Consider the following 20,198-nt stretch of genomic DNA (forward strand, 5'->3'; position numbering starts at 1 on the left):
TTTACAAATCTTCTTTTTTCAAAGGTTTTACATCCTTGAGTAGTGGATGATTTTTATCTGCTTCTGAAACCTCTGCTTCTGCAAGATTTTCCCATTCAATACCAAGGCTTGGATCAGCGTAGTTTACAAAGGCATACTTGGGTTTGAGTTCAAGAGCCCAGTAATCATTGACCAGATAACTATAAGAAACTGTATCTGATAGGACTTGGAAGCCATTGGCCACCCCTCGAGGAACAAAGATTCCCTTGCTAGCATCAATGACTGTCTGGTAGGTATTTCCGAAGGTTTCGCCCTCACGTAAATCAACCCAAGAACCTAGAACTTTCCCACCATCTGCCACAGAGATGTACTTATCCCAAGGTTCTGCGTGGAGACCACGAAGAACATTTTTGCGTGAGAAGGATACATTGTTTTGCAATTTTCCTTCTGCAAAGAAAGACTCTGGAAATCCAAGTGGAAGCATTTTTTCCTTTTGGAAATTTTCTTTAAACCAACCACGATTATCACCATGAACTGGAATATCAAACTCCAGCATACCTGGAATAGCTTCAACCTTGTGTGCAGTAAGCGTCTTACCGAAAAAATTATCTGTCATCTATACTTCTCCAATCAAACGGAGCAGATACTGCCCGTATTCATTTTTCTTAAGCGGTTGAGCTAAGGCCAACACATCTTCTCGACTGATATAGCCCATACGGTAAGCAATTTCTTCCAAGTTTGCCACCTGAACATTTTGCATCCGTTGGACTGTTTCGATGTACTGTGAAGCCTCTAGCAAACTTTCATGAGTACCAGTATCCAACCAAGCAAAGCCACGTCCCATGACCTCAACGGATAAATCTCCGCGATTTAGGTAAGCCTTGTTTACATCTGTAATTTCCAATTCCCCACGAGGGCTTGGTTTTATATTTTTGGCAATTTCTACTACATCATTATCATAGAAATAGAGGCCTGTAACTGCATAATTTGAACGAGGATGTTCTGGCTTTTCTTCGATAGAAATGGCGTTCATGTCTTCATCAAACTCAACAACACCAAAACGTTCTGGGTCCTTCACATGATAGCCAAAGACAGTCGCTCCTGACTCCTTGCTTGCTGCCTTTTGTAGCATCTTCGAAAGGCCAGGGCCATGATAGATATTGTCACCTAAAATCAGAGCAACGCTGTCATCGCCAATAAACTCTTCCCCAATGATAAAGGCTTGGGCCAAACCGTCTGGACTCGGTTGCTCCGCATAAGACAGTTGAATCCCGAACTCAGAGCCATCTTGAAGAAGCTCTCTGAAACGAGGCAAATCTTGAGGAGTTGAGATAATCAAAATATCCCTAATCCCAGCCAACATCAATGTTGAAAGTGGATAGTAAATCATCGGTTTATCATAAACCGGCATCAGTTGTTTTGATGCAGCTCGAGTCAACGGATATAAACGTGTCCCCGAACCACCCGCGAGAATAATACCTTTCATAGTAGGGTACCTTTCTTTGCTGTTCTACAAAAATTAAATTGTTAAAAAATGTGTGTCTTAGTAACCAAACTCATCCGTTACTACACTAAGTGCTCGTTCAATAAAAATATGCATATTATAGCATTTATAGTCTGCTAGACGTCCATAGAAGATGGCCTTGTCATTTTTAGCTGCTTCTTCTTGATACTTAGCAAATATAGCATTATTTTTGTCGTCATTAATCGGATAGTATGGCTCATCCCCACGTTTCCAATCTGCTGGGTATTCGCGAGTAATGACTGTCTTCGGTTGTGTACCATACTCGAAGTGCTTATGCTCAATGATACGAGTATAAGGAATCTCATGCTCTGTGTAGTTAACCACTGCATTTCCTTGATGGTTTTCCTCATCCAAGACTTCATGTTCAAAACGAAGACTGCGATACTCCAACTCACCATGTTTGTAATCAAAGTACTGGTCAATCATTCCTGTGAGGACTACTTTATTTGCAGTAAAAATCTCTACAGATTTTTCACTACTATCTCTTTATTTTTTTAAGTATAGTATTTACAATTTCAGTCCTGCTATACCAAATCACTATACAATATACCATTAATCCAACTGTTCCTTGAACACAGAGTTTCATAATACCATCATAAAAATAACTCCCAATTACCAAACAAGTCGTTCCCATTATGAGACTAGAAACTAAAATTTTAGAAATATCACTAAATAATAAACATAATCTAGTATGTTTTGAAACATAATATAACTGCACCAAAGCTATTGTCGCCTCTCCTATAACTGATGAAATTGAAGCTCCAGAAGCTCCTAACATCGGAATCAATATGAAAGAGGATATGAGCAAGATCAATGAAGCAATAAAAACTGAAACAGTTAAGCCCTTCGTCTTATTAATAGCTACTAAAAATTGGTTACCCAAGACTGATGACCAGCCCATAAAAATCAATTCTATTGATAGTATCCCCAAAACAATTTCAATTCCTTCAAATTCACTTCCAAAAAAAAGAATTGAAAACGGCCTTCCGATTACCATAATACCAACAATCATTGGGAAAGCAATAATATTAACAGCACCAAAAGATAGTTTTAATAATTCTTCGACATTTCTTTTTTCTCCTCTATTAAAGCTATTTGCCAGTCTTGGAAAAATTACTGTCCCAATAGCTGTGATAAATGTCAGTAAAATTCGTATCACTTTATCTGCGCTATCAAAATAGCCAGATTGAGATAACGTTGATAAGTTTCCTAATAATAATTTGTTTAACGTGAGAAAAAGAGTTGTTGCTAATTGAGGTATAAATAATACAAATACAGGTTTAATATGCTCTTTAAGTTGCAAGCTTTTAAAATTAATTACTTCAATCGCATCAAAAACATATGTCCATAAAGTTAAATTCCCTAAAAAAGTCGAAAGAACTAAAATTAATATATATAACCATAAATCTTCCCTACTTTTAACAAATGCAATGATACAAATTGCAGATAATATCTTTGTCAATATATTTCTAGTAACTGTTCTTTTAAAATCTTCCATTCCTGTAAAAAACCAAGAAATATCTATTGCTGTTGCAAGGATTTGAATAGACTGTATATATAAGAAAGTAGTATATTCTCTATAAATACATGTAAAGGTAAAAAACAGCGCCAATGAAAACAAAGCCATAATAATTTTTATGACAAAGATTTCCCAGAATTTTTGACTTCTTTTTAAAACAGAATCTCTAGTATACGAAATCGTTCTATTTCCATAAGTAGTTAACCCAACATTTGCAATCAGAACAAAGTAAGAAATAATTGTATTTGTATATGAATTAATTCCAATCATTTCTGCACCTAAGACCCTAGAAGCATATGGAATGGTCACCAATGGTAAAATAATAGCTACTATTTGATAAACTAAATTATATATGTAGTTTTTTAATAATTTCAATAGCTTACCTCTACATCATCTAAAACATGAGCCATTGAGGCATATACACATATCATACTTACACCTAACACACCAGTAATTATATTTGCACCAACTGAGGAAATTAACAAATAACCTATAATTAAAGATAAAGATACCACTTGATTTTTATACATAGATTTAATGAATAAATCCTTCATAATAGCCATCATCATCAATATATAAAATATAGAGCCAATAAAACCAAATTGTGCAAAAATCATCGGCCAAAAGTTATCATTAGCTATATTCCCATATTCTAAATTAAGCCCCCAAATATGATGAAAACCAAATTGAAAATACAAGGGAGAGTAATACATATAAGCAGCGTTACTCCCATATGAAGCAAAACCCGCCCCTAATGGGAAAAATTTCTGAAAAACCTTTATACCTCCCTGGAATAAAAGTTTTCTAGGTGTTTCCAAATCCCCGAAATATGTACTTATAGCTCCATTACCTACAAAAATAATAGACGGAATCAATATAAATAGGTGATACAATCTTAAATTTCTGCCTATAAATACACTCAAAACTAGAAGTAAGGCAATAACTCCAAAAGCTACTGATCGTAGAGTTGCAATCATATTTAAAATAGCTAAAATTTTATATTTAAGATCACCTGAATTATTAGAGTAATTTATAAGTGAATAACAAGCAACCATCAATGCTAGAAAAAATCCTGGGTTATTATATATAAACTGAAAACTCCCTATTCCAAAGCGGATATCATAGGTCATGCCTAGTTCAAAACTATAATTTAATAAACAGCAAATAAAAGCAATAACCACAACAAACTTACTAAGAATATATAAAATATTCAAAAAATAAGTTGAATTTTGTTTTGTAAATAAATATCTAAAATATAAATAGGTAATGGGAAACTTAATAAATGTGAAAAAATCCGATACTATAGCTATCAAAGGGCGGCTAAGCTCTGAAAGGTATGTTGATACTAATCCAATTAATAAAAAACCAATTGCACCTATAATTACTAATCTACTTTTTTGTAGAAGAGCTCTAAAATTCATAATCACATATGGAAGTATTATCAAAGTTAATAGTTCATCTACATAATTAAATATCGGAACACCCGGAATCCACATTAATATATACATTGTTGTCAATATCCATATATATAATTTTGTAATTGAAATTTTCATTATTGAAGTTATCTCCTAAATATATATTTTAACAATCGCCTTTTCCAGATGAAATAATATCGTTGTAAATCTTTTGATATTTCTCTTATTAAGTTATAGTTGTTATATTTTTTAAAATCTTCTTTTTTAATATTAAAACCCTGCTTCTTCTCTATAATCCCATGATTAGTAATAAAAAACGCTTTTATACTAGAATTAAAAGGAAAGGTTATCTTCATTTCTCTTTTTTGAAAATGAAGATAATTGAAAGAATCGTACTCTATTTTATGTGTATACGGGTTGATAAATCCTCTAAAAATCTTACCATTTTCCCAGAAAAACAACTGCTCCTTATGATTAAATGAATTTAATTTTTCTTTGGAGATACCTGTTTCTACTCTTTTTAACTGATACTTCCAGGGATTTATATCAGCACAATCTCTTGGTATATATGTAGGAATTCCCATTAATTCATATTTTCTCTGAATTCCTTCTGTCTCATCAAATACTTTAATAACTTTAGTTGTAAAAACGTCTTGGTAATTCATTCCAACTTCAGACATGAAACGTCGATTATTTTCAGGGTCATTTTTATAAATAGTTAAATGACCATATTCATATATTTTGCTGTAATTATCCAATATATTCTCAGGTAAAAACGAAAACACATCTCCCAGCACCATATCTAAATCACAATATCCCCAAAATGGATATTCAGATAAAATATCTTTAAAAAGCATTCCATATATAGGCTTGTAATCACATAATTTATAAGGAGTATCTAAAACAATTTTGAAATCAAATAAATTTTGAATATCATTTTTAAATTCAGAGAACGTTTTTTTTATAACAATTAAATTATCCATGTTTATATTTACACATTGATCCGTCACTAAAAACAAATCAATCTCAGGATTATAATTTAAAGAATGGAAAAAAATTTTAGAGTATTCAGGTAATTCACCAAAATATGCTATTATTAGAGCTAACTTTTTATGCATCAATCTCACCTTCACTTAGTATTTTATTCAAGTAGGTTTCAGTATAACAGATATCAGTATCATATTTATAAGTTAGTTTATGTATAGAAACTTGTTGATAAACATATTCTAGCATCCTCTTATCAAATGTTTCAAATAATCTTAATAGCAGTATATGGGAAGGAGAACTAGAAAACGGAATCACTTTATTCCATTCTTGTGGATATGTCTCAATTGATAATTCCATAAAATCATGCATTAAAAAATAGTCCATCATATAATTGTGTTCCAACCAATATTGATACAACAACTCCTTGGTAAGAACAAGTATTGGATGATTAGACTTCGCACAAATATACCAGCTTGAAATTCTCTTAGGATTTCCATCTAACCCCGGTTTTAATTTTTGAAATAAAAATAATTCAGAAAACAACATATAATCAGGGATTTTATTGGAAGATATAAAGACAGTTGCATCAATCCAAATACCTCCATGCAATGTTAGCAGTTCTAATCTCAACAAATCAGACAAGTGTGTTTTAGAAATAACTCCTTTATCAATCTTCTGTTGAACATGATTTGGAAAGATGACATAATTTCTATAAGTATCTTCTGTTAAAAGAACTACCTCTTTATCAGGGAGATTTCGAACCACAGAATTATAACATAACTTTACGATTTCAGGAGCATTGTTCATCCCTTGCAACCACAAAATCCACACCTTATTAGAAGATTGACGTTCAGCCGATTCCCGTAAAATTCTATCTTTACTTTCAACTATATAGGGAAGGTATTTTTTCCTCAATTTAGCTAATATTTTATTATCTACTGAATTACGAACAATTTCTAAAGACTTTTTTGAAAGACCTTGAGATAGTATTTGGAAAATAGCAAAAAATAGTACCCTAGACTTAAAATACTGTTTTAAAATCTTTAAACCGTCTACTTTTTTTAATAACTTTAAAAAAGAACCTAATTTACCATCCATTTTAAACTCCGTTACTAAAAGAATAATCTATCTAATTGCTTCTTAATACTTTCAAAATTTGGAATGTATTTCCTATACCTTTTTCAGCAGAAAATAATCCTTGCCATCCTAAACCTTCTAGCTTATCACTCCTAAGACTAGCATTCTGCATAGGATTAGTCTGCTTAATATCTTGATTGCTAGGAACAGCCATGGTGAGTTTCACATTGCCAACTCGAGAAATTATTTCAGCCATCTGTTTTATAGTAATAATTGAATTTGGATTGGAAACATTATAAGCTTGCCCTGACTCACCCGAAAGGAGAACACTTATAATAGCACTGGCACAATCCAAACTATAACAATAGGATCTTAACTGACTACCTGCACTTTTCATGACAATATCACGCCCAGCAATCGCTTCTGTCATAAAAAATGATGATACACGATTATCAGAGTCCTTGGCACTAGGACCATAGATATGCCCGGGCCTTACTATCATTATTTTGATTCCATACTCGGATGCAAAACTAGCACAAAGTGTTTCAGTAGCTCTTTTTGAACTGGCATAAGAAGACCGTACGCTAAGATGATCAACAGTTCCAATATAATTTTCGTCCAAAGGATTATTACTAGTGCTAATTCCATAAACTTCACTAGATGAGATATAAACTAGATTTGAAACTTTAGCATTTTTGGCGTATTCCAGGAGATTATACATGCCCAAAAAATTACTAGCCATTGTTTCTACAGGCTGATTAACATACAATTCAGGACTAGCAGGACTAGCAGCATGAATAATGTAGTCCACTGCAAAATCAAAGTGAGGTACTTCAGTCGCATCATAGAACACAAAGTGTAAATACTCTGTTTGTCTACCAAATCGTTTTTCTAATGATTCAAACTTTCTTCCACAACAAAAAATTTTAATGTTAAAATTCCTTATTTCATTTAGCAATAATAACTGGTCAATGACACTTGAACCAATCAAACCAGAAGCTCCAGTAATTAAAATTGACTTGCCATTCAAGTCATTAATATTGACGATTGTTTCTAGAGAAGATTCTACATCTTGTCTATATATTTTATTTAATAATAATGTCATTACTATTTAATCCACTTATCTCGAGTTGAACTTAATAAAGCTTTAAAAATATCGAGATCTTCTACAGTCGTAATTTTCAAGTTTTTCTCTGATCCAAGAGAGAAATAACTCTTTTCTCCGAATAGTTGCATGAGTTGGCATGATGCTGCAACATCGGTTATCCCATTTTCTAATGCTTTTTCATGAAGCGATAGAATATTATCAAGATGGTAAACATGAGGAGTTTGTGTTCGTCTCAATAAGTCACGATTCAATGCTTCTGTGGACGAAGTTGATTGTGGGTTTTCTAAAACAAATACTACCTCAGTCGTTGGTATTGCTGCAACAGCATTTCCAAACTGTTGGTATGTTGCTAAAGCGTTGCTAATAATATCATTGCTCACTAAAGGACGATTCCCGTCATGAATTAATACAGTCACATCCTCATTGGGATGAGCTTTCTTAACTGCTCTAAGACCGTTATAAATTGATTCTTGACCAGACTTCCCTCCCAAAGTTATCATCTTTAACTTTGTAATTCCAAATTGTTCTGCATAAGCCTTAACCATCTGCTCCCACCCTTTTAAAATGACAATACAAATTTCATCAATTTCTGGATGATTTTGAAATTTTTCAAGGGTATAGATAATGACTGGCTTATTTTCAACATGAATAAATTGTTTAGGGATATCTTGACCAATCCTGCTCCCGATACCTGAAGCAGTCAATATTGCTACTTTCATTTATTCTTCTCCGTAACTCAACTCTAAAAACAAATGTTGCTCCCTCTTATCAACAGGAGGAACGACCATATAATCTTTACCGTAAAACATTTCTAGATACTCTTCTGACCAAACAGGAACATTCACCATCAAAGTTTCAAAAGGAACCTTTTTATAAACATTCATATTCTCTCGCAAGTAAGTCTCGCGTCTAAAGTGTTTTCTTCCTGTAGGTATAGATACATATTTTGTATGTGAATCCTTACAGCTTGAATTACATTTATCAAGCCAATTCAACCACTTTTCAATTGGAATTATTCCAAAAAACCAACCAACCATTAACTTTCCAGCTGAATAATTTAGTTTTCTACCTTCCAGTCTAAACATTTCTTTCATCAGGGCATGATTCTTTGTTTCTCGTACAGAAGCCAAGGCAAAAGTTAAAAACATACTTGTATAACCTTGAAAGAATCGTTTCACTGGATTATTGTATACATTTTCTACAATGTAAAGATCTATAGAAATACCGCACTCCTCAGCCGAATGATCATATTTCCTACGAGCAACTGTTCCTTTTTTTCTAATTTGAGAAACATGAAGTCCCAACTCTGGATGACTTTTTGGTGATTGAAGATAATATTTGCGACTAAGACTATTATCTGACTCAAATAGAGAAAATAGTTTATCGTAACTTTCCCTCGGAATATTGATATCAACATCATCATCCCAAGGGATAAACCCTTTATGACGGATTGCCCCTAAAATGCTACCTCCACTTAAAGAATACGCTATCCCATTTTCATCAAAAAAAGTAAACACATCTGATATCATTTTCAACAATTCTGATTGGTATTTTTTCAATCCGTCATCATCTAAAAATATAATATCTGACTTATCATATTTTAATTTTACTGCCATTAACTCTAACCTTTAAATAATTTCTCGTAGTCTGTGACAATCTTTTCCCAAGTGAAAGCATCCGCAATTCTCTGATTTGATTGTCTATCTAACTCATCAATCATTTTTCCATCAAATTGTTCAACTTCCTCAATCACTTGTGATAGTTCGTCTTTTTTCCAATAGATCGCACTTTGCTCCCCAACTTCGCGGTTAAAACCAACATCGAGTAGTAGGTTCAACTTTGTTGACTCCAAAGCTTCAAGTAGCGAAGGATTTGTTCCTCCAACTTCATGTCCATGGAAGTAAGCAAAGGCGTTTTCTCGAATATATTTCAGAAGTTCTTGGTCGTAGACTGTTCCAACAAATTTCACTCGTGGATCTTTATCAAATCCAGTACTTGCTAATAGCTGATTATAAAATTTATTCTGTTCTACATTTGTGATTAGGACGAAGTCCTTCTTAGAGTTAGACGCCAAAAACCCACGTATCATAGCCTCATAGTTATTCTCTGGAACAAAACGTCCTACAACTAGGTAATAGTCGTTTTCAGAAACATTCTTCTCTTTGAACCAAGTACGTACTTTTTCATCACTACTTTTTAATGTAGAGCGTGTTGTATCTGTCCCATAAGCGATATAGGTTGTCTTAGGTTGATACTGTTTATAATCTTCTTGAATATATTTTTCAATATTCTTACTATCACACACTAAAAGATCTGCATGTTTAACCATTAGACTTTCAGAAATTTTCCAGTAGCGACGAATAGGGGCGCTCCACTTAGCACGCAACCACTCATGACCATCCGGATTAACCAAAAGAGTCCCACCTATTGCTTGAATTTTTTTCTTGATTCCATGGATAAAAGGTCCAATGCGACAAGCTAAAATATAGAAGATAGGAGCTTCATCCTTATTTTCTTTGGCAATTTCAATTGCTTTGTTAATTGCAGCAATGTCATAGGCTATAGCTCGCGCTGGACCAATATTAGGTACATCGACGTTATAACAGATAGCACCGTTATGTTCAAAAACATCCTCAGTAATCCCTGACTTTGCAGAGTTTTCACGCATACAAGCCACATAATATTGGATATCCTTATCTTGTTGAAAGGCTGTTAATTTTTCAACAAAAGTTTCAAATCCCCCATACTTAGCAGGAATCCCTTTTGACCCTACGATATAGACAGTTTTTTTCATGTTACTCCTAATTTATAGACAGGGAGAGCAACGAGACTTACTTCGCTCCATCTCTCATCAATACAACTTTTACAGTTTTTAGCAATATTTCAAAATCTTTCCAGATGGTCCAATCATCGATATAAGCTACGTCCAGTTTCACGACTTCATCAAAGTTTGTAATTTCACTTCGACCACTAATTTGCCACAAACCTGTAATACCAGGTTTAAAGCTTAGACGACGTTTTTGCTCAGGTGTGTATTTTTCGTACTCATCTACAGTTGGTGGGCGTGTACCGACTAGACTCATGTCTCCAATTAAAACATTCCAAAATTGTGGTAATTCATCCAGGCTAGTTTTTCGGATAAATTGTCCGATCTTAGTCACTCGAGGATCGTTATCAATCTTAAACATCCCACCTTGCATGATATTTTGATCCATCAACTGTTCCTTGATAGCTTCTGCATCGACTCGCATCGAGCGGAATTTATAAAAGGTAAAGTGACGACCATTTTTTCCGACACGAGTTTGTGAAAAGATTGCAGGTCCGCCATCTTTACGAATCATGGGAACTAGAAATAGACTAGCAATTCCACAAAGGATCACCCCAACGATAGCACCACAAATGTCAAGGATGCGTTTAGCAATCACATGGCTCGGATTGTAAAAATTTGTAGAAAATGTCACTACGTTCAAACCCGCCATCTCATGAATTTGTTTATCACGGCCTAAGTTTTTATCAAAAGCATTGAGATTGACTGTGACAGCGATTCCCATGGTTTCAAACTGAGAAATAATAGCTCCAATGTCATAGTCTTCACTTGGAAGATCGACAAAGACTTCATCCACTACCTCATGCGTTGCATAAGAGATCAACTGTTCCCTCGGAACAACCGTCACCTTTTCATGAGTAAAGTCTGGCATGTCTAAAACACTGACTGCAACCAGTTTCCCTTGAACATCGTTAGCGGTCAACAAACGGTCCAACACTTTTTCAGTACGTGATGTCGCTGTGATCAACAAAATATTACGACTGCTCTTCAAATTATGATTAATGGTTTTCCAATAACGCTTCACAAAGAAACTAAGTAGATAATTCAAAACACCATACAAGGAAAGCAAATAGAGCATTCCTCGTCTAGAAATCACAAATTTTTCTTTTAGGAAGAAACTTGAAAAACTAATCAACAAGGCATAAAAGAGGACGTATTTGATCGTTTCTACTAACTCAACATACTGGCCTCGTTTGAAAAAATCTTTACCATAATCACTAATGTAGAAGGCTGCAAAGTGAAGAAAAAATAAGACGAATACTGTATTTGGAACAATATCAGTTTCTGAAATTGCAATCAGTATATAAGCTAATACACTAACAAGTATACTCTGTAAGAATGCCAGAGTTACATTGTAGAAACCCCTTCCTTCCATACTGGACTCCCTAACTTCATTTTATTTTTTCCCCATAATTGCCATAGCCACCATAAGAACCATATTTTTCACGTTGAATGTCGAATTTATTCAAAATCACACCCAAAAATGGTTTCCCAGTGTGTTCTAACTGACTTTTGGCTTTTTGCACTTCTCTTCGTTTTGCCACACCAGCTTCAGTAACTAAAATGGATGCATCACATTTTTGTACAATAATGGCTGCATCAATTACAACCCCTATAGGTGCAGTATCAACTATGATATAATCAAAATATTTGCGTAAAGTCTCAATCATTTTTTCAAAGTTGGCGCTTTGTAAGAGAGCTGTTGGATTCGGTGAAACTGCTCCTGATTGAACTACAAATAAATTTTCAACGTCTGTTTCACAGAGACCATGTGACAAATCCTGAGTCCCAGCTAGATAATCTGTCAAACCAGTGATTTTTTCTCTTGACTTAAATACTCCAGACATGACTGAATTTCGGATGTCGGCATCAATCAATAGCGTTTTGTAGCCTGCACGCGCAAAAGCCCAAGCGATATTTGTAGAAGTTGTAGATTTTCCTTCACTCGGATCGACCGATGTAACTGCAATAACCTTTAAGTTATTTCCACTCAGTTGTATATTTGTACGTAAAGCATTGTAATACTCTTCCGCCTTTTTTACAGAGTTCAGTTTTTGTTGTGCTAATTCTAACTTTACCATATATTCTCCCTTACTTTAATTTATCCAGGTCTGGAATGACTCCAAGGAGTGAGATTTTCATAACGTCTTCGATATCTTCTGGACGTTTCACACGATCATCTAATAGTTCAACTAATAGAACCACGACAATCACCAAGCCTGCACCAGCACCGATTCCCATTAAAGTATTACGACGGATATTTGGTGATGAAGGACCAGTAGCTGGACGGGCCTCCTCCAGAGTCGTTACGTCCGAAACTCGAGTAACTGCGATAATTTTTTGTGCTGCAACGTCTCGCAGTGCATTTGCAATACGACTAGCTTCGTCAGGTTTATGATCACTAACTGAAATAGATACGATACGTGTATCTGCAGGGACCGTTACTTGAACCTTTTTAGCCAATGCTTTTGCATTAACGTTCAAGCCAAGATCAGCAACTACTTTCTCTAGGACATCTTGAGATAGAATGATTTCACGATAGTCCTTGACCAAGTAGGCCCCTGCTTGTAAGTCCTGATTTGTTAGTCCTGCTTTATCGTTTTGATTTCGATTGACCACATAGATTCGCGTTGTACTTCTATACTCAGGTTTGACTACAAAACTACTATATGCAAAGGAAACAGCTCCTGCTACGATAGCTACAAGGAGAATTAGTAGCTTCTTTGCCCATAGCGCCTTTAACAACTGAATAACGTTAATTTCAATAGTTTCTTGTTCTTTCATTTTAACTCCTATATTATTTGATCTTTAATGACTTTTTCAGGATTTTCCACAAAGAGTTCCCTAGCCTTATCTTGGCCATATTTTTTGCTCACTATCTCATAAGCCTCTCGCATATAAGGTGGACGACCATCTAGATTATGCATATCACTAGCAACTATATGGACCAAGTCCCTCTCTAAGAAATAGCGAGCACGCTTTTTCATAAACTTATAAGTATCGCCAAACAATTTTGGTTTGAGGATGCTCGAACTATTGACCTGGGTATAACATCCCATGTTGATGAGGTCGTGCACCCTTTTTTCATTATTTTCCAAAGCATCATAACGTTCTATATGGGCAATAACAGGGGTTATTCCCAACATCAAAATATTGGTCAATGCGCTATGGATTTCACGATAAGGGGTATTCATACTAAATTCTATCAAGGCATAGCGAGTGCCATTTAGTTGCGGAATCTGTTGATTCTCTAATTTGTTTAAAGCATCACTGCTGTAATAGATCTCTGCTCCATACAAGATGGTTAAGTCGGGAGCAATTTCTTTAGCCAATTCCTTGACAACTTTAAAATTTCTTGCAATATCCTCCTCTGGTGTTTCAAACATCCCTTTCCGACGATGAGAAGTCGAAACGATGGTGCGAACTCCTTGAGCATAAGCTTCCTTTAGAAGGGCTATACTCTCTGCCTTATCCTTTGGGCCATCGTCTACATCAAAAACTATGTGCGAATGGATATCAATCATCTTATTTTCCTTCCATGATATCTTTGATTTCTGTTTTGAGTGTCTCTAAGCTATTTGGATCCACCTCTAGCATATAAAGGCTACTGTCAGGCATGGCATAGGAAGGAAGATCCATACGACCAGTTCCCTTTAGATCTCGAGTGATGACAGTATATTTCCCTCCACTTGCTAGTTGGGCGTTCACTAAACTAACCATTGTTTCAGGAGGCATATTAGTTTGGACAGAATCCTGTAAACTTTGCATAATATCATCAAAATTTTTCAATGCTTCTGCCGAAGTTAGTTTCTGGACAATTGCAGAAATGACTTTCTGTTGATTGCGCCCACGGTCTCCATCGCCATTTGCTAATGAATACCGCTCGCGTACAAAGCCTAGGGCCTGCTCAGAGTCTAGATGAACATTTCCAACAGGAAAATGGTAATTACCATGAAGCGAGGTAAATTCTTGGTCATTATTAACATCGACACCACCTAAGAGATCAATTAATTTCAAGAAGGAAGTGAAGTTGAGTCGTGCATAGTAATTTAGGTCAATTCCATAAAGATTTTCCAAAGTATGAATCGAAGCATCCACACCATAAATACCTGCATGGGTCAATTTATCATTTTGGTTATTGCCTCCATCAGCTATGGGCACGTAAGCATCACGAGGGGTCGTTGTCAAGAGAATTTTCTTGGTTTCTTGATTAACCGTCATGATGATATTGACATCCGAACGAGAAACGGAGCTAATCGGTCCGTATGTGTCAATCCCACTAATATAGATATTAAAAGCCTTGTTTTGAGAAGACTTAGGTGCCTCAACAGTTTTGGTTAGTTCTTTGGTATAAATCTTCTTGATCTTTTTGGCATGATCTGGATACTCTTGTTCAATCAGATTTTCAAAGACACTATTCAAAACAATTGCCTTGGTCTCTCCAACTAAGAGACTCTTATAAGCCGCAAGGTAAGAAGAACTATCCTCAACCTTTAGGTCTTTATTCTGACTTGTCTTAATATCATCGAGCAGTTTTTTGATATTCTCCGCATCTGTTTTTGTCGGAGCTGTCACACTGGATAGTTGGGACACATTACCAATCTCACTATCCGTCAAAACTGCAACACTGATGGAGTAACTAGAATAGTTAGATGTTGCATTTAAATGATTGGCCAAACTAACGAACTGATGAACTCCAACCAAGGCTAGTGAGCTAGCTACAATAGATAGCAAGAGCATGATTAAAGTCAACTTCTTAGCTTTTCTATTTGATATTAAAAATAAAGCTACTAGCGCAATGAACACCATAATAGCTGCCAGAATAAGATTGAAATAACTAACGGCTAAGATATGATATCTGAATATTAAAAACAGCAAAAAACAAGTAAGTACTATATATAGAAACAACAAAATAATATTGAAACTTTGCTGAAACTTGCTCGTTTTATTTTCTTTTAAACGTCTCCCCACCTTACACCTCTATTAATTATTTTATTTCTATTATATCACAAACTAACACTGGATGCTATCAACACCTGAATTGCAACCGTTTTATTTTACCTTAAAACCAAAATTATTATATTTCAATCATTAAATACCTCATATCTTTTTTTGAAAGAAGACTTCCAACAAAAATACCAGGAGATAGAAATCGATTGACAAGTTCTCAATACCATACTCTCACACCCTAAAACTTTCAATAATTCCCAAGAAAGTTGAAGGTTGCAACTAGAGAAACTCAAGTTTTTACAAAAATATCCTTTTAGAGTCTCGAAAACAAAAACAACCCGCTATCGCAGTAAAGATTTATCGTTAATAAAAAGCAAGAGGCAGGGTAAAAGTCTTCAAAATAAAAAAAACACATAGTATTAAGTGTTCAAAAACTTTATACTATGCATTTTATAATTGAAAGCTTTACTCAATTTCATTTTCAAATTGAGTTTTTACTCAACCTATCTTCTTAAACTTATTTCACGTGACTTTCAAAGTCTTTTTGACTCTTTTCGACAGAATTTTTACGTTCTTGTTCCCATTTAGCCTTAGCTTCAGCAAATTGAGAGCTTGTAACGATATCTGTCTGCAATCTCATGTACTTGTAGTTGCTTCCAGTTCCTTTGATCCCAACCAGTGAGTAAGCACGTGTAAATGGTATCACGCGTGTCACCGAAGCTCCACCACCGTTTGACACAACTGGGATTAGAAGGGAACTATCAATCAACCAAGCTTGTGCATCGGCGTAGTTTTCATAGCGTTTAGCTACGTCTGTATTTTCTGCATCTGCTGTCTTTAATCTTTGAGTAAATTGGTCCAAACCTAGACTAGTAATCTTACCAGTGTCCTTGCTTGGATCAAGTCCCAAAATTTTGAGATAGAATCCATCTTCAGAGTTGAAAGGATTGAGGTAAGTTGATGGATCTTGGTAGTCAGCTGACCATCCATCCAAGTTCAAATCATAGTCATGATCTGCCGGTGTTGGTGCTTGAGCTGTTGCATTTGTATAATCATCTGTCGACAATTGGATAACATCAACCACTACATTTTCAGAACCAAGTGTTGATTCGATTGATTGTTTGATAGAGTTTGTTCCTGAAAGCAAGGTCTTGTTTACTTGATCTACAGGCAAGTCCAAATGAATTGGGAAGGTCACACCTTGGGCTTCTAATTCTTTTTTAGCTTCTGCAAACTGGGCTTGTGCTTTTTCTTTATTGAAATAACCATCTTGAGCATCTTCAAGATTCATATTTGACCATTGTGTACCATAGTTGACCAATTTTGAAGCAACTGTTTCACCAAAAGTCTTGTCTCCAACTTGTACGAAAGTTGGTGGTACAAGCGAGTTACGAAGAGTGTTTTTAGCTGCTTCTTCACCGTTTGATTGAGCTGAGTAGGCTGTACGATCAATGGCGAAGTTAATTGCCTGACGGAAGTTTTTATTCGAAACTGCAGCTTGAGTTGCTTGTTTTTGCTCATCGCTTGTTTTTGCAGTATGGTTATAAGCACCACGGTTGACGTTAAAGTTATAGTACCAAGATGTTGCATCTTGTAAGCTATAAACGATATTGTCCTTGTACTTTTCCTTGGTCTTAGCGAAGTTTGAGCTATTTGGATAAACACCTGCAGATGAGTAAGCACCACTTTCAAAGTTACGGATTGTCAAGTCTTGGTCTGAACCATCAAAGTAGGCCAATTTCACCTTTTCAATCGTTACTTTTTCTTGGTCATAGTAATGTGAGTTTTTCACATATTCGATAGAAGACTTAGATGTAAAATCTTTTAACAAATATGGTCCGCTATAAAGAATGCTATCTGGTTTCAGGGTTCCGAAGTCTTTACCTTTAGAAGCAAGGAACTCTTCGTTTACAGGGAACAAGATACTGTTAGTTGTCTTAGAATTCCAGAATGACTCTGGACGAGTCAAGGTATATTGCACAGTATAGTCATCTAAGGCTTTGACACCAACATTTGAAAAGTCAGTATTTGCACCTGTCACATAATCGTCCAATCCCTTGATAGAGTTCTGAATCAAGTCTAGGGCTTGACCCTTGTTATCAGCAGCGTACTTGATACCAGTTACAAAGTCTTGTGCTTTAAGGGGAGCGTATTCTTCACCGTCAGCTGTAAACCACTTGGCATCTTGGCGAAGTTTGTAGGTATAAGTTAAACCATCCTTAGAAACACTCCAATCTTCTGCAAGGGCAGGAATAAGGTTTCCGTAGTTATCATTTTCAAGCAAACCATCAACCAAGTTGGTTACAATGGCAGTGTTATCACCAGCGTAGTCCAAGAGATAGTTGAAGGTTGTCGGATCCGCACCAAAGGTCGACGAGTATGTTTTACCATCTGATGCTGACTGGCCACATGCTGCCAATAGGACCGCAGCAGCAAGTGTCATACCTGCTCCTAATAAGCGTTTTTTCATGCTCATGATTCATTTCTCCTTATATGTTAGATTTTATAACATGACTATATTTTAACAAATTTTGTCCAAAAAGTAAAGTTATATACTGATTTGACCCCTCATTGGAAATCAAAAAATAAAGAAATCCCGCTTAAAAACAGGATTTCTTTATTCATTACAAAAGACTATTTAACGTGATTTGCTAGTTCTTTTTGGTATTTGGCATTTGTTTCAATCTTCTCTTTTTGCCATTTCTTGAGAGCTTCTTCGTATTCTTTAGCTGTTACAATATCGTTTTGCAACTCTAAGCCTTTAAATACAAATGGATCACCCTTGATACCAACTTGAGAGTATGCTTTTGTAAATGGCACTGTACGGCTAACTGTCGGAGAACCACCTGAAGATGCTACAGGGATAAGGAGTGAGCTATCTGAAACCCATGCTTGTGCTTTGGCATATTTTTCATAGCGTTTGTTAAGATCGCTTGTTTCTGATGCTGCATCATCCAAGAGTTTCTTGTACTCATCAAGTCCAACTTGAGCCATGACTTCTGGATCTTTACCTTTTGTGATACCTAAGTGTTTAAGAGCAGACCCCTTCTTAGCATCTAAGATATTGAGGTAGGTTGCTGGGTCTTGATAGTCTGGCCCCCAACCAGTTCCGTTCAAGTCATAGTCTTTTTGAGAAGGGACTTTGGCTTGAGATGTGATACTTATTTTCTCATTGTCAGTCATTTGAAGTACATCGATGACAACATTTTCACTTCCAAGCGCCGCTTCGACAGACTGTTTGAGGGAGTTGGTCTGCTGTACCGCAATGACATCTGTCTGTTCAACTGGAATATCTAAATGAATAGGGAAGGTTACACCTTTGGCTTGCAATTCTGATTTTGCTTTTTCAAAGGCAGCTTTTGCTTTTGTTGGATTGTAAAGAGTATCTTTACCATCTGTCAAAGCTACATCTTTCCACTGATCTCCGTATGTTACTAATTGTTCTTGAGCCAATTCACCGAAGGTCTTTTCACCAACCTGAACATAGTCATAAGGCACAAGACTAGTACGGATAATCTTGTCTGCACCTTCTTCGCCATTCATCTGTGCAGAGTAAGCATGACGGTCAAGAGCGAAGTTGATGGCTTGACGGAAGTTTTTGTTGAGAAGCGCTTCTTTAGTTGATGTTTTTTGGGCATCATCTGTCTTAGCTGTTTTATTGTAAGACTGACGATTTACGTTGAAAGTAAAGTAATAGCTAGTCGCTTCTTGTGGGCTATAAACAATTTTATCGCCGTATTCCTTCTGAGTTGAGGCAAAGCTTGAACTAGTTGGGAAAAGGCGTGCTGTCGTATATGAGCCTGACGCAAAGCTACGAATCAATGATTCTTGGTCAGAGCCGTCGTAGAAAGTAAGCTTGACGTGGTCAATCTTCACATTGTCCTTATCCCAGTAATTCGGGTTCTTTTCGTACTCGATCACTGATTTTGAAGTGAAGTTCTTCAAAATATACGGACCATTGTAGAGAATACCTGAAGGCGCTGCTGCACCGTAATCTTTCCCTTGAGAATTTAAGAATTCTTCATTAACAGGGAGCATAGTCGCTGTTGTCACCTTAGAATTCCAGAAGCTTTCTGGTTTGTTCAAGGTATACTCGACTGTATAATCGTCAACTGCTTTAACACCGACTGTTGAGAAGTCATTTGTTTCACCACTAACGTACTCTGCCAAACCTTTGATAGAGTCTTGGATAAGAGTTAGGCCATCTGATTTACCATCTGCAGCATGCTTCAAACCTGTCACAAAGTCTTGGGCCTTGACTTCAGCATACTCTTCTCCTTCTGAAGTATACCATTTGACACCTTTACGTAGCTTGTAGGTGTAGGTCAAACCGTCCTGTGAAACAGACCAGTCTTCAGCAAGCGATGGAATTAAGTTTCCATATTTGTCATTTTCCAAGAGTCCGTCGACCAGGTTGGCGATGACGTCTGATGTTGAACTTTTACTAGTAACGCTATAGTCCAATGTTGTTGGATCAATGGCATATACATACGAAAATGTTGTTGGAGCATCTGCTTTTTTCTCAGTCTTGCCACAAGCCGCCAAAAGAAGAGCTGCGCTCATCGTTATCCCTGCTACTGCGAGCCACTTTTTCGATTTCATCGGTATTCTCCTTTAAAATACTATTTTTCACCATTATACCCTATTTTTATATAAAAGCAAGGGTTTACAGGGTATTTTTTAGAAAATTCAAACAAATATTTTTTAAAGAATTTTCTACACTTATTTTAGAAAAGAGAGTGGGACAGAAATCGGTAATTCGTTAGAATTCGATTTCGTTGTCCCACCTCCGCACAGTTGAGTAGGGCTGT

17 protein-coding genes and 1 pseudogene are annotated in these 20,198 nt (G+C 35.9%); all 18 read right to left on the reverse strand.

The window, feature by feature from the left end; genetic code table 11:
* Position 1 precedes the first annotated feature (1 nt).
* The 18 genes and pseudogenes from RQ973_RS04490 to RQ973_RS04575 all read right to left on the reverse strand — a co-directional run bounded on the left by RQ973_RS04490 (position 2) and on the right by RQ973_RS04575 (position 19,989).
* Entirely contained in the window at positions 2 to 595 is a 594-nt protein-coding gene (locus RQ973_RS04490) for a dTDP-4-dehydrorhamnose 3,5-epimerase family protein (RefSeq protein ID WP_311522925.1), read from the reverse strand.
* On the reverse strand, positions 596 to 1,465 hold the full coding sequence (rfbA, locus tag RQ973_RS04495; protein ID WP_311522926.1) for a glucose-1-phosphate thymidylyltransferase RfbA: 870 nt from the start codon (positions 1,463 to 1,465) through the stop codon (positions 596 to 598).
* Positions 1,466 to 1,522: 57 nt separating this feature from the next.
* Positions 1,523 to 1,957: pseudogene (locus RQ973_RS04500) on the reverse strand (UDP-galactopyranose mutase); the annotation flags it as partial.
* A gap of 25 nt (positions 1,958 to 1,982) precedes the next feature.
* Positions 1,983 to 3,398 (reverse strand): flippase, encoded by a 1,416-nt coding sequence (locus RQ973_RS04505; protein WP_075227274.1) that lies wholly within the window; start codon positions 3,396 to 3,398, stop codon positions 1,983 to 1,985.
* The gene (locus RQ973_RS04510; protein ID WP_075227273.1) at positions 3,395 to 4,576 is read right to left on the reverse strand and encodes a hypothetical protein; all 1,182 of its coding nucleotides are present in this window, start codon (positions 4,574 to 4,576) and stop codon (positions 3,395 to 3,397) included. Before RQ973_RS04510 ends, RQ973_RS04505 begins: the two co-directional genes overlap by 4 nt.
* Positions 4,577 to 4,584: 8 nt before the next feature.
* The gene (locus tag RQ973_RS04515) at positions 4,585 to 5,556 is read right to left on the reverse strand and encodes a DUF6625 family protein (protein WP_075227272.1); all 972 of its coding nucleotides are present in this window, start codon (positions 5,554 to 5,556) and stop codon (positions 4,585 to 4,587) included.
* On the reverse strand, positions 5,549 to 6,523 hold the full coding sequence (locus tag RQ973_RS04520) for a capsular polysaccharide synthesis protein (protein ID WP_075227271.1): 975 nt from the start codon (positions 6,521 to 6,523) through the stop codon (positions 5,549 to 5,551). Before RQ973_RS04520 ends, RQ973_RS04515 begins: the two co-directional genes overlap by 8 nt.
* 31 nt (positions 6,524 to 6,554) lie before the next feature.
* Entirely contained in the window at positions 6,555 to 7,607 is a 1,053-nt protein-coding gene (locus RQ973_RS04525; protein ID WP_075227270.1) for an NAD(P)-dependent oxidoreductase, read from the reverse strand.
* 2 nt (positions 7,608 to 7,609) lie between these two features.
* Positions 7,610 to 8,329 carry a 2-C-methyl-D-erythritol 4-phosphate cytidylyltransferase gene (locus RQ973_RS04530; protein WP_060805244.1) on the reverse strand — a complete coding sequence of 240 codons (720 nt, stop codon included), beginning with the start codon at positions 8,327 to 8,329 and terminating at the stop codon, positions 7,610 to 7,612.
* Positions 8,330 to 9,226, reverse strand: a complete 897-nt coding sequence (locus RQ973_RS04535) for a phosphorylcholine transferase LicD (protein ID WP_075227269.1) — start codon at positions 9,224 to 9,226, stop codon at positions 8,330 to 8,332.
* A 5-nt stretch (positions 9,227 to 9,231) separates the two neighbouring features.
* Positions 9,232 to 10,404, reverse strand: coding sequence for a beta 1-4 rhamnosyltransferase Cps2T (cps2T, locus tag RQ973_RS04540; RefSeq protein ID WP_075227268.1), 1,173 nt, complete (start codon positions 10,402 to 10,404; stop codon positions 9,232 to 9,234).
* Between the two features lie 37 nt (positions 10,405 to 10,441).
* Positions 10,442 to 11,812 carry a sugar transferase gene (locus tag RQ973_RS04545; RefSeq protein ID WP_311522930.1) on the reverse strand — a complete coding sequence of 457 codons (1,371 nt, stop codon included), beginning with the start codon at positions 11,810 to 11,812 and terminating at the stop codon, positions 10,442 to 10,444.
* 16 nt (positions 11,813 to 11,828) lie between these two features.
* Positions 11,829 to 12,518, reverse strand: a complete 690-nt coding sequence (locus RQ973_RS04550; RefSeq protein WP_075227266.1) for a tyrosine-protein kinase — start codon at positions 12,516 to 12,518, stop codon at positions 11,829 to 11,831.
* A gap of 10 nt (positions 12,519 to 12,528) precedes the next feature.
* The gene (locus RQ973_RS04555) at positions 12,529 to 13,221 is read right to left on the reverse strand and encodes a CspC family polysaccharide chain length determinant protein (protein WP_075227265.1); all 693 of its coding nucleotides are present in this window, start codon (positions 13,219 to 13,221) and stop codon (positions 12,529 to 12,531) included.
* An 8-nt stretch (positions 13,222 to 13,229) separates the two neighbouring features.
* Positions 13,230 to 13,961, reverse strand: a complete 732-nt coding sequence (gene cps4B, locus RQ973_RS04560; protein WP_311522932.1) for a capsular polysaccharide biosynthesis protein Cps4B — start codon at positions 13,959 to 13,961, stop codon at positions 13,230 to 13,232.
* Between the two features lies 1 nt (position 13,962).
* Complete coding sequence (locus RQ973_RS04565; protein ID WP_311522933.1) at positions 13,963 to 15,408, reverse strand: LCP family protein; 1,446 nt, start codon at positions 15,406 to 15,408, stop codon at positions 13,963 to 13,965.
* Positions 15,409 to 15,904: 496 nt separating this feature from the next.
* Positions 15,905 to 17,863 (reverse strand): peptide ABC transporter substrate-binding protein, encoded by a 1,959-nt coding sequence (locus tag RQ973_RS04570; RefSeq protein WP_075231276.1) that lies wholly within the window; start codon positions 17,861 to 17,863, stop codon positions 15,905 to 15,907.
* 158 nt (positions 17,864 to 18,021) lie between these two features.
* The gene (locus RQ973_RS04575; protein ID WP_075231275.1) at positions 18,022 to 19,989 is read right to left on the reverse strand and encodes a peptide ABC transporter substrate-binding protein; all 1,968 of its coding nucleotides are present in this window, start codon (positions 19,987 to 19,989) and stop codon (positions 18,022 to 18,024) included.
* Positions 19,990 to 20,198 lie beyond the last annotated feature (209 nt).

Source organism: uncultured Streptococcus sp. (assembly GCF_963511325.1).
Taxonomy (GTDB): domain Bacteria; phylum Bacillota; class Bacilli; order Lactobacillales; family Streptococcaceae; genus Streptococcus.

Bases quoted from the DNA above. Each gene is read 5' to 3' on its own strand.
- RQ973_RS04490 (WP_311522925.1), bottom strand. From the start codon at position 595: ATGACAGATAATTTTTTCGGTAAGACGCTTACTGCACACAAGGTTGAA.
- rfbA (WP_311522926.1), bottom strand. From the start codon at position 1,465: ATGAAAGGTATTATTCTCGCGGGTGGTTCGGGGACACGTTTATATCCG.
- RQ973_RS04510 (WP_075227273.1), bottom strand. From the start codon at position 4,576: ATGAAAATTTCAATTACAAAATTATATATATGGATATTGACAACAATG.
- RQ973_RS04515 (WP_075227272.1), bottom strand. From the start codon at position 5,556: ATGCATAAAAAGTTAGCTCTAATAATAGCATATTTTGGTGAATTACCT.
- RQ973_RS04520 (WP_075227271.1), bottom strand. From the start codon at position 6,523: ATGGATGGTAAATTAGGTTCTTTTTTAAAGTTATTAAAAAAAGTAGAC.
- RQ973_RS04525 (WP_075227270.1), bottom strand. From the start codon at position 7,607: ATGACATTATTATTAAATAAAATATATAGACAAGATGTAGAATCTTCT.
- RQ973_RS04530 (WP_060805244.1), bottom strand. From the start codon at position 8,329: ATGAAAGTAGCAATATTGACTGCTTCAGGTATCGGGAGCAGGATTGGT.
- RQ973_RS04535 (WP_075227269.1), bottom strand. From the start codon at position 9,226: ATGGCAGTAAAATTAAAATATGATAAGTCAGATATTATATTTTTAGAT.
- cps2T (WP_075227268.1), bottom strand. From the start codon at position 10,404: ATGAAAAAAACTGTCTATATCGTAGGGTCAAAAGGGATTCCTGCTAAG.
- RQ973_RS04545 (WP_311522930.1), bottom strand. From the start codon at position 11,812: ATGGAAGGAAGGGGTTTCTACAATGTAACTCTGGCATTCTTACAGAGT.
- RQ973_RS04550 (WP_075227266.1), bottom strand. From the start codon at position 12,518: ATGGTAAAGTTAGAATTAGCACAACAAAAACTGAACTCTGTAAAAAAG.
- RQ973_RS04555 (WP_075227265.1), bottom strand. From the start codon at position 13,221: ATGAAAGAACAAGAAACTATTGAAATTAACGTTATTCAGTTGTTAAAG.
- cps4B (WP_311522932.1), bottom strand. From the start codon at position 13,961: ATGATTGATATCCATTCGCACATAGTTTTTGATGTAGACGATGGCCCA.
- RQ973_RS04570 (WP_075231276.1), bottom strand. From the start codon at position 17,863: ATGAGCATGAAAAAACGCTTATTAGGAGCAGGTATGACACTTGCTGCT.
- RQ973_RS04575 (WP_075231275.1), bottom strand. From the start codon at position 19,989: ATGAAATCGAAAAAGTGGCTCGCAGTAGCAGGGATAACGATGAGCGCA.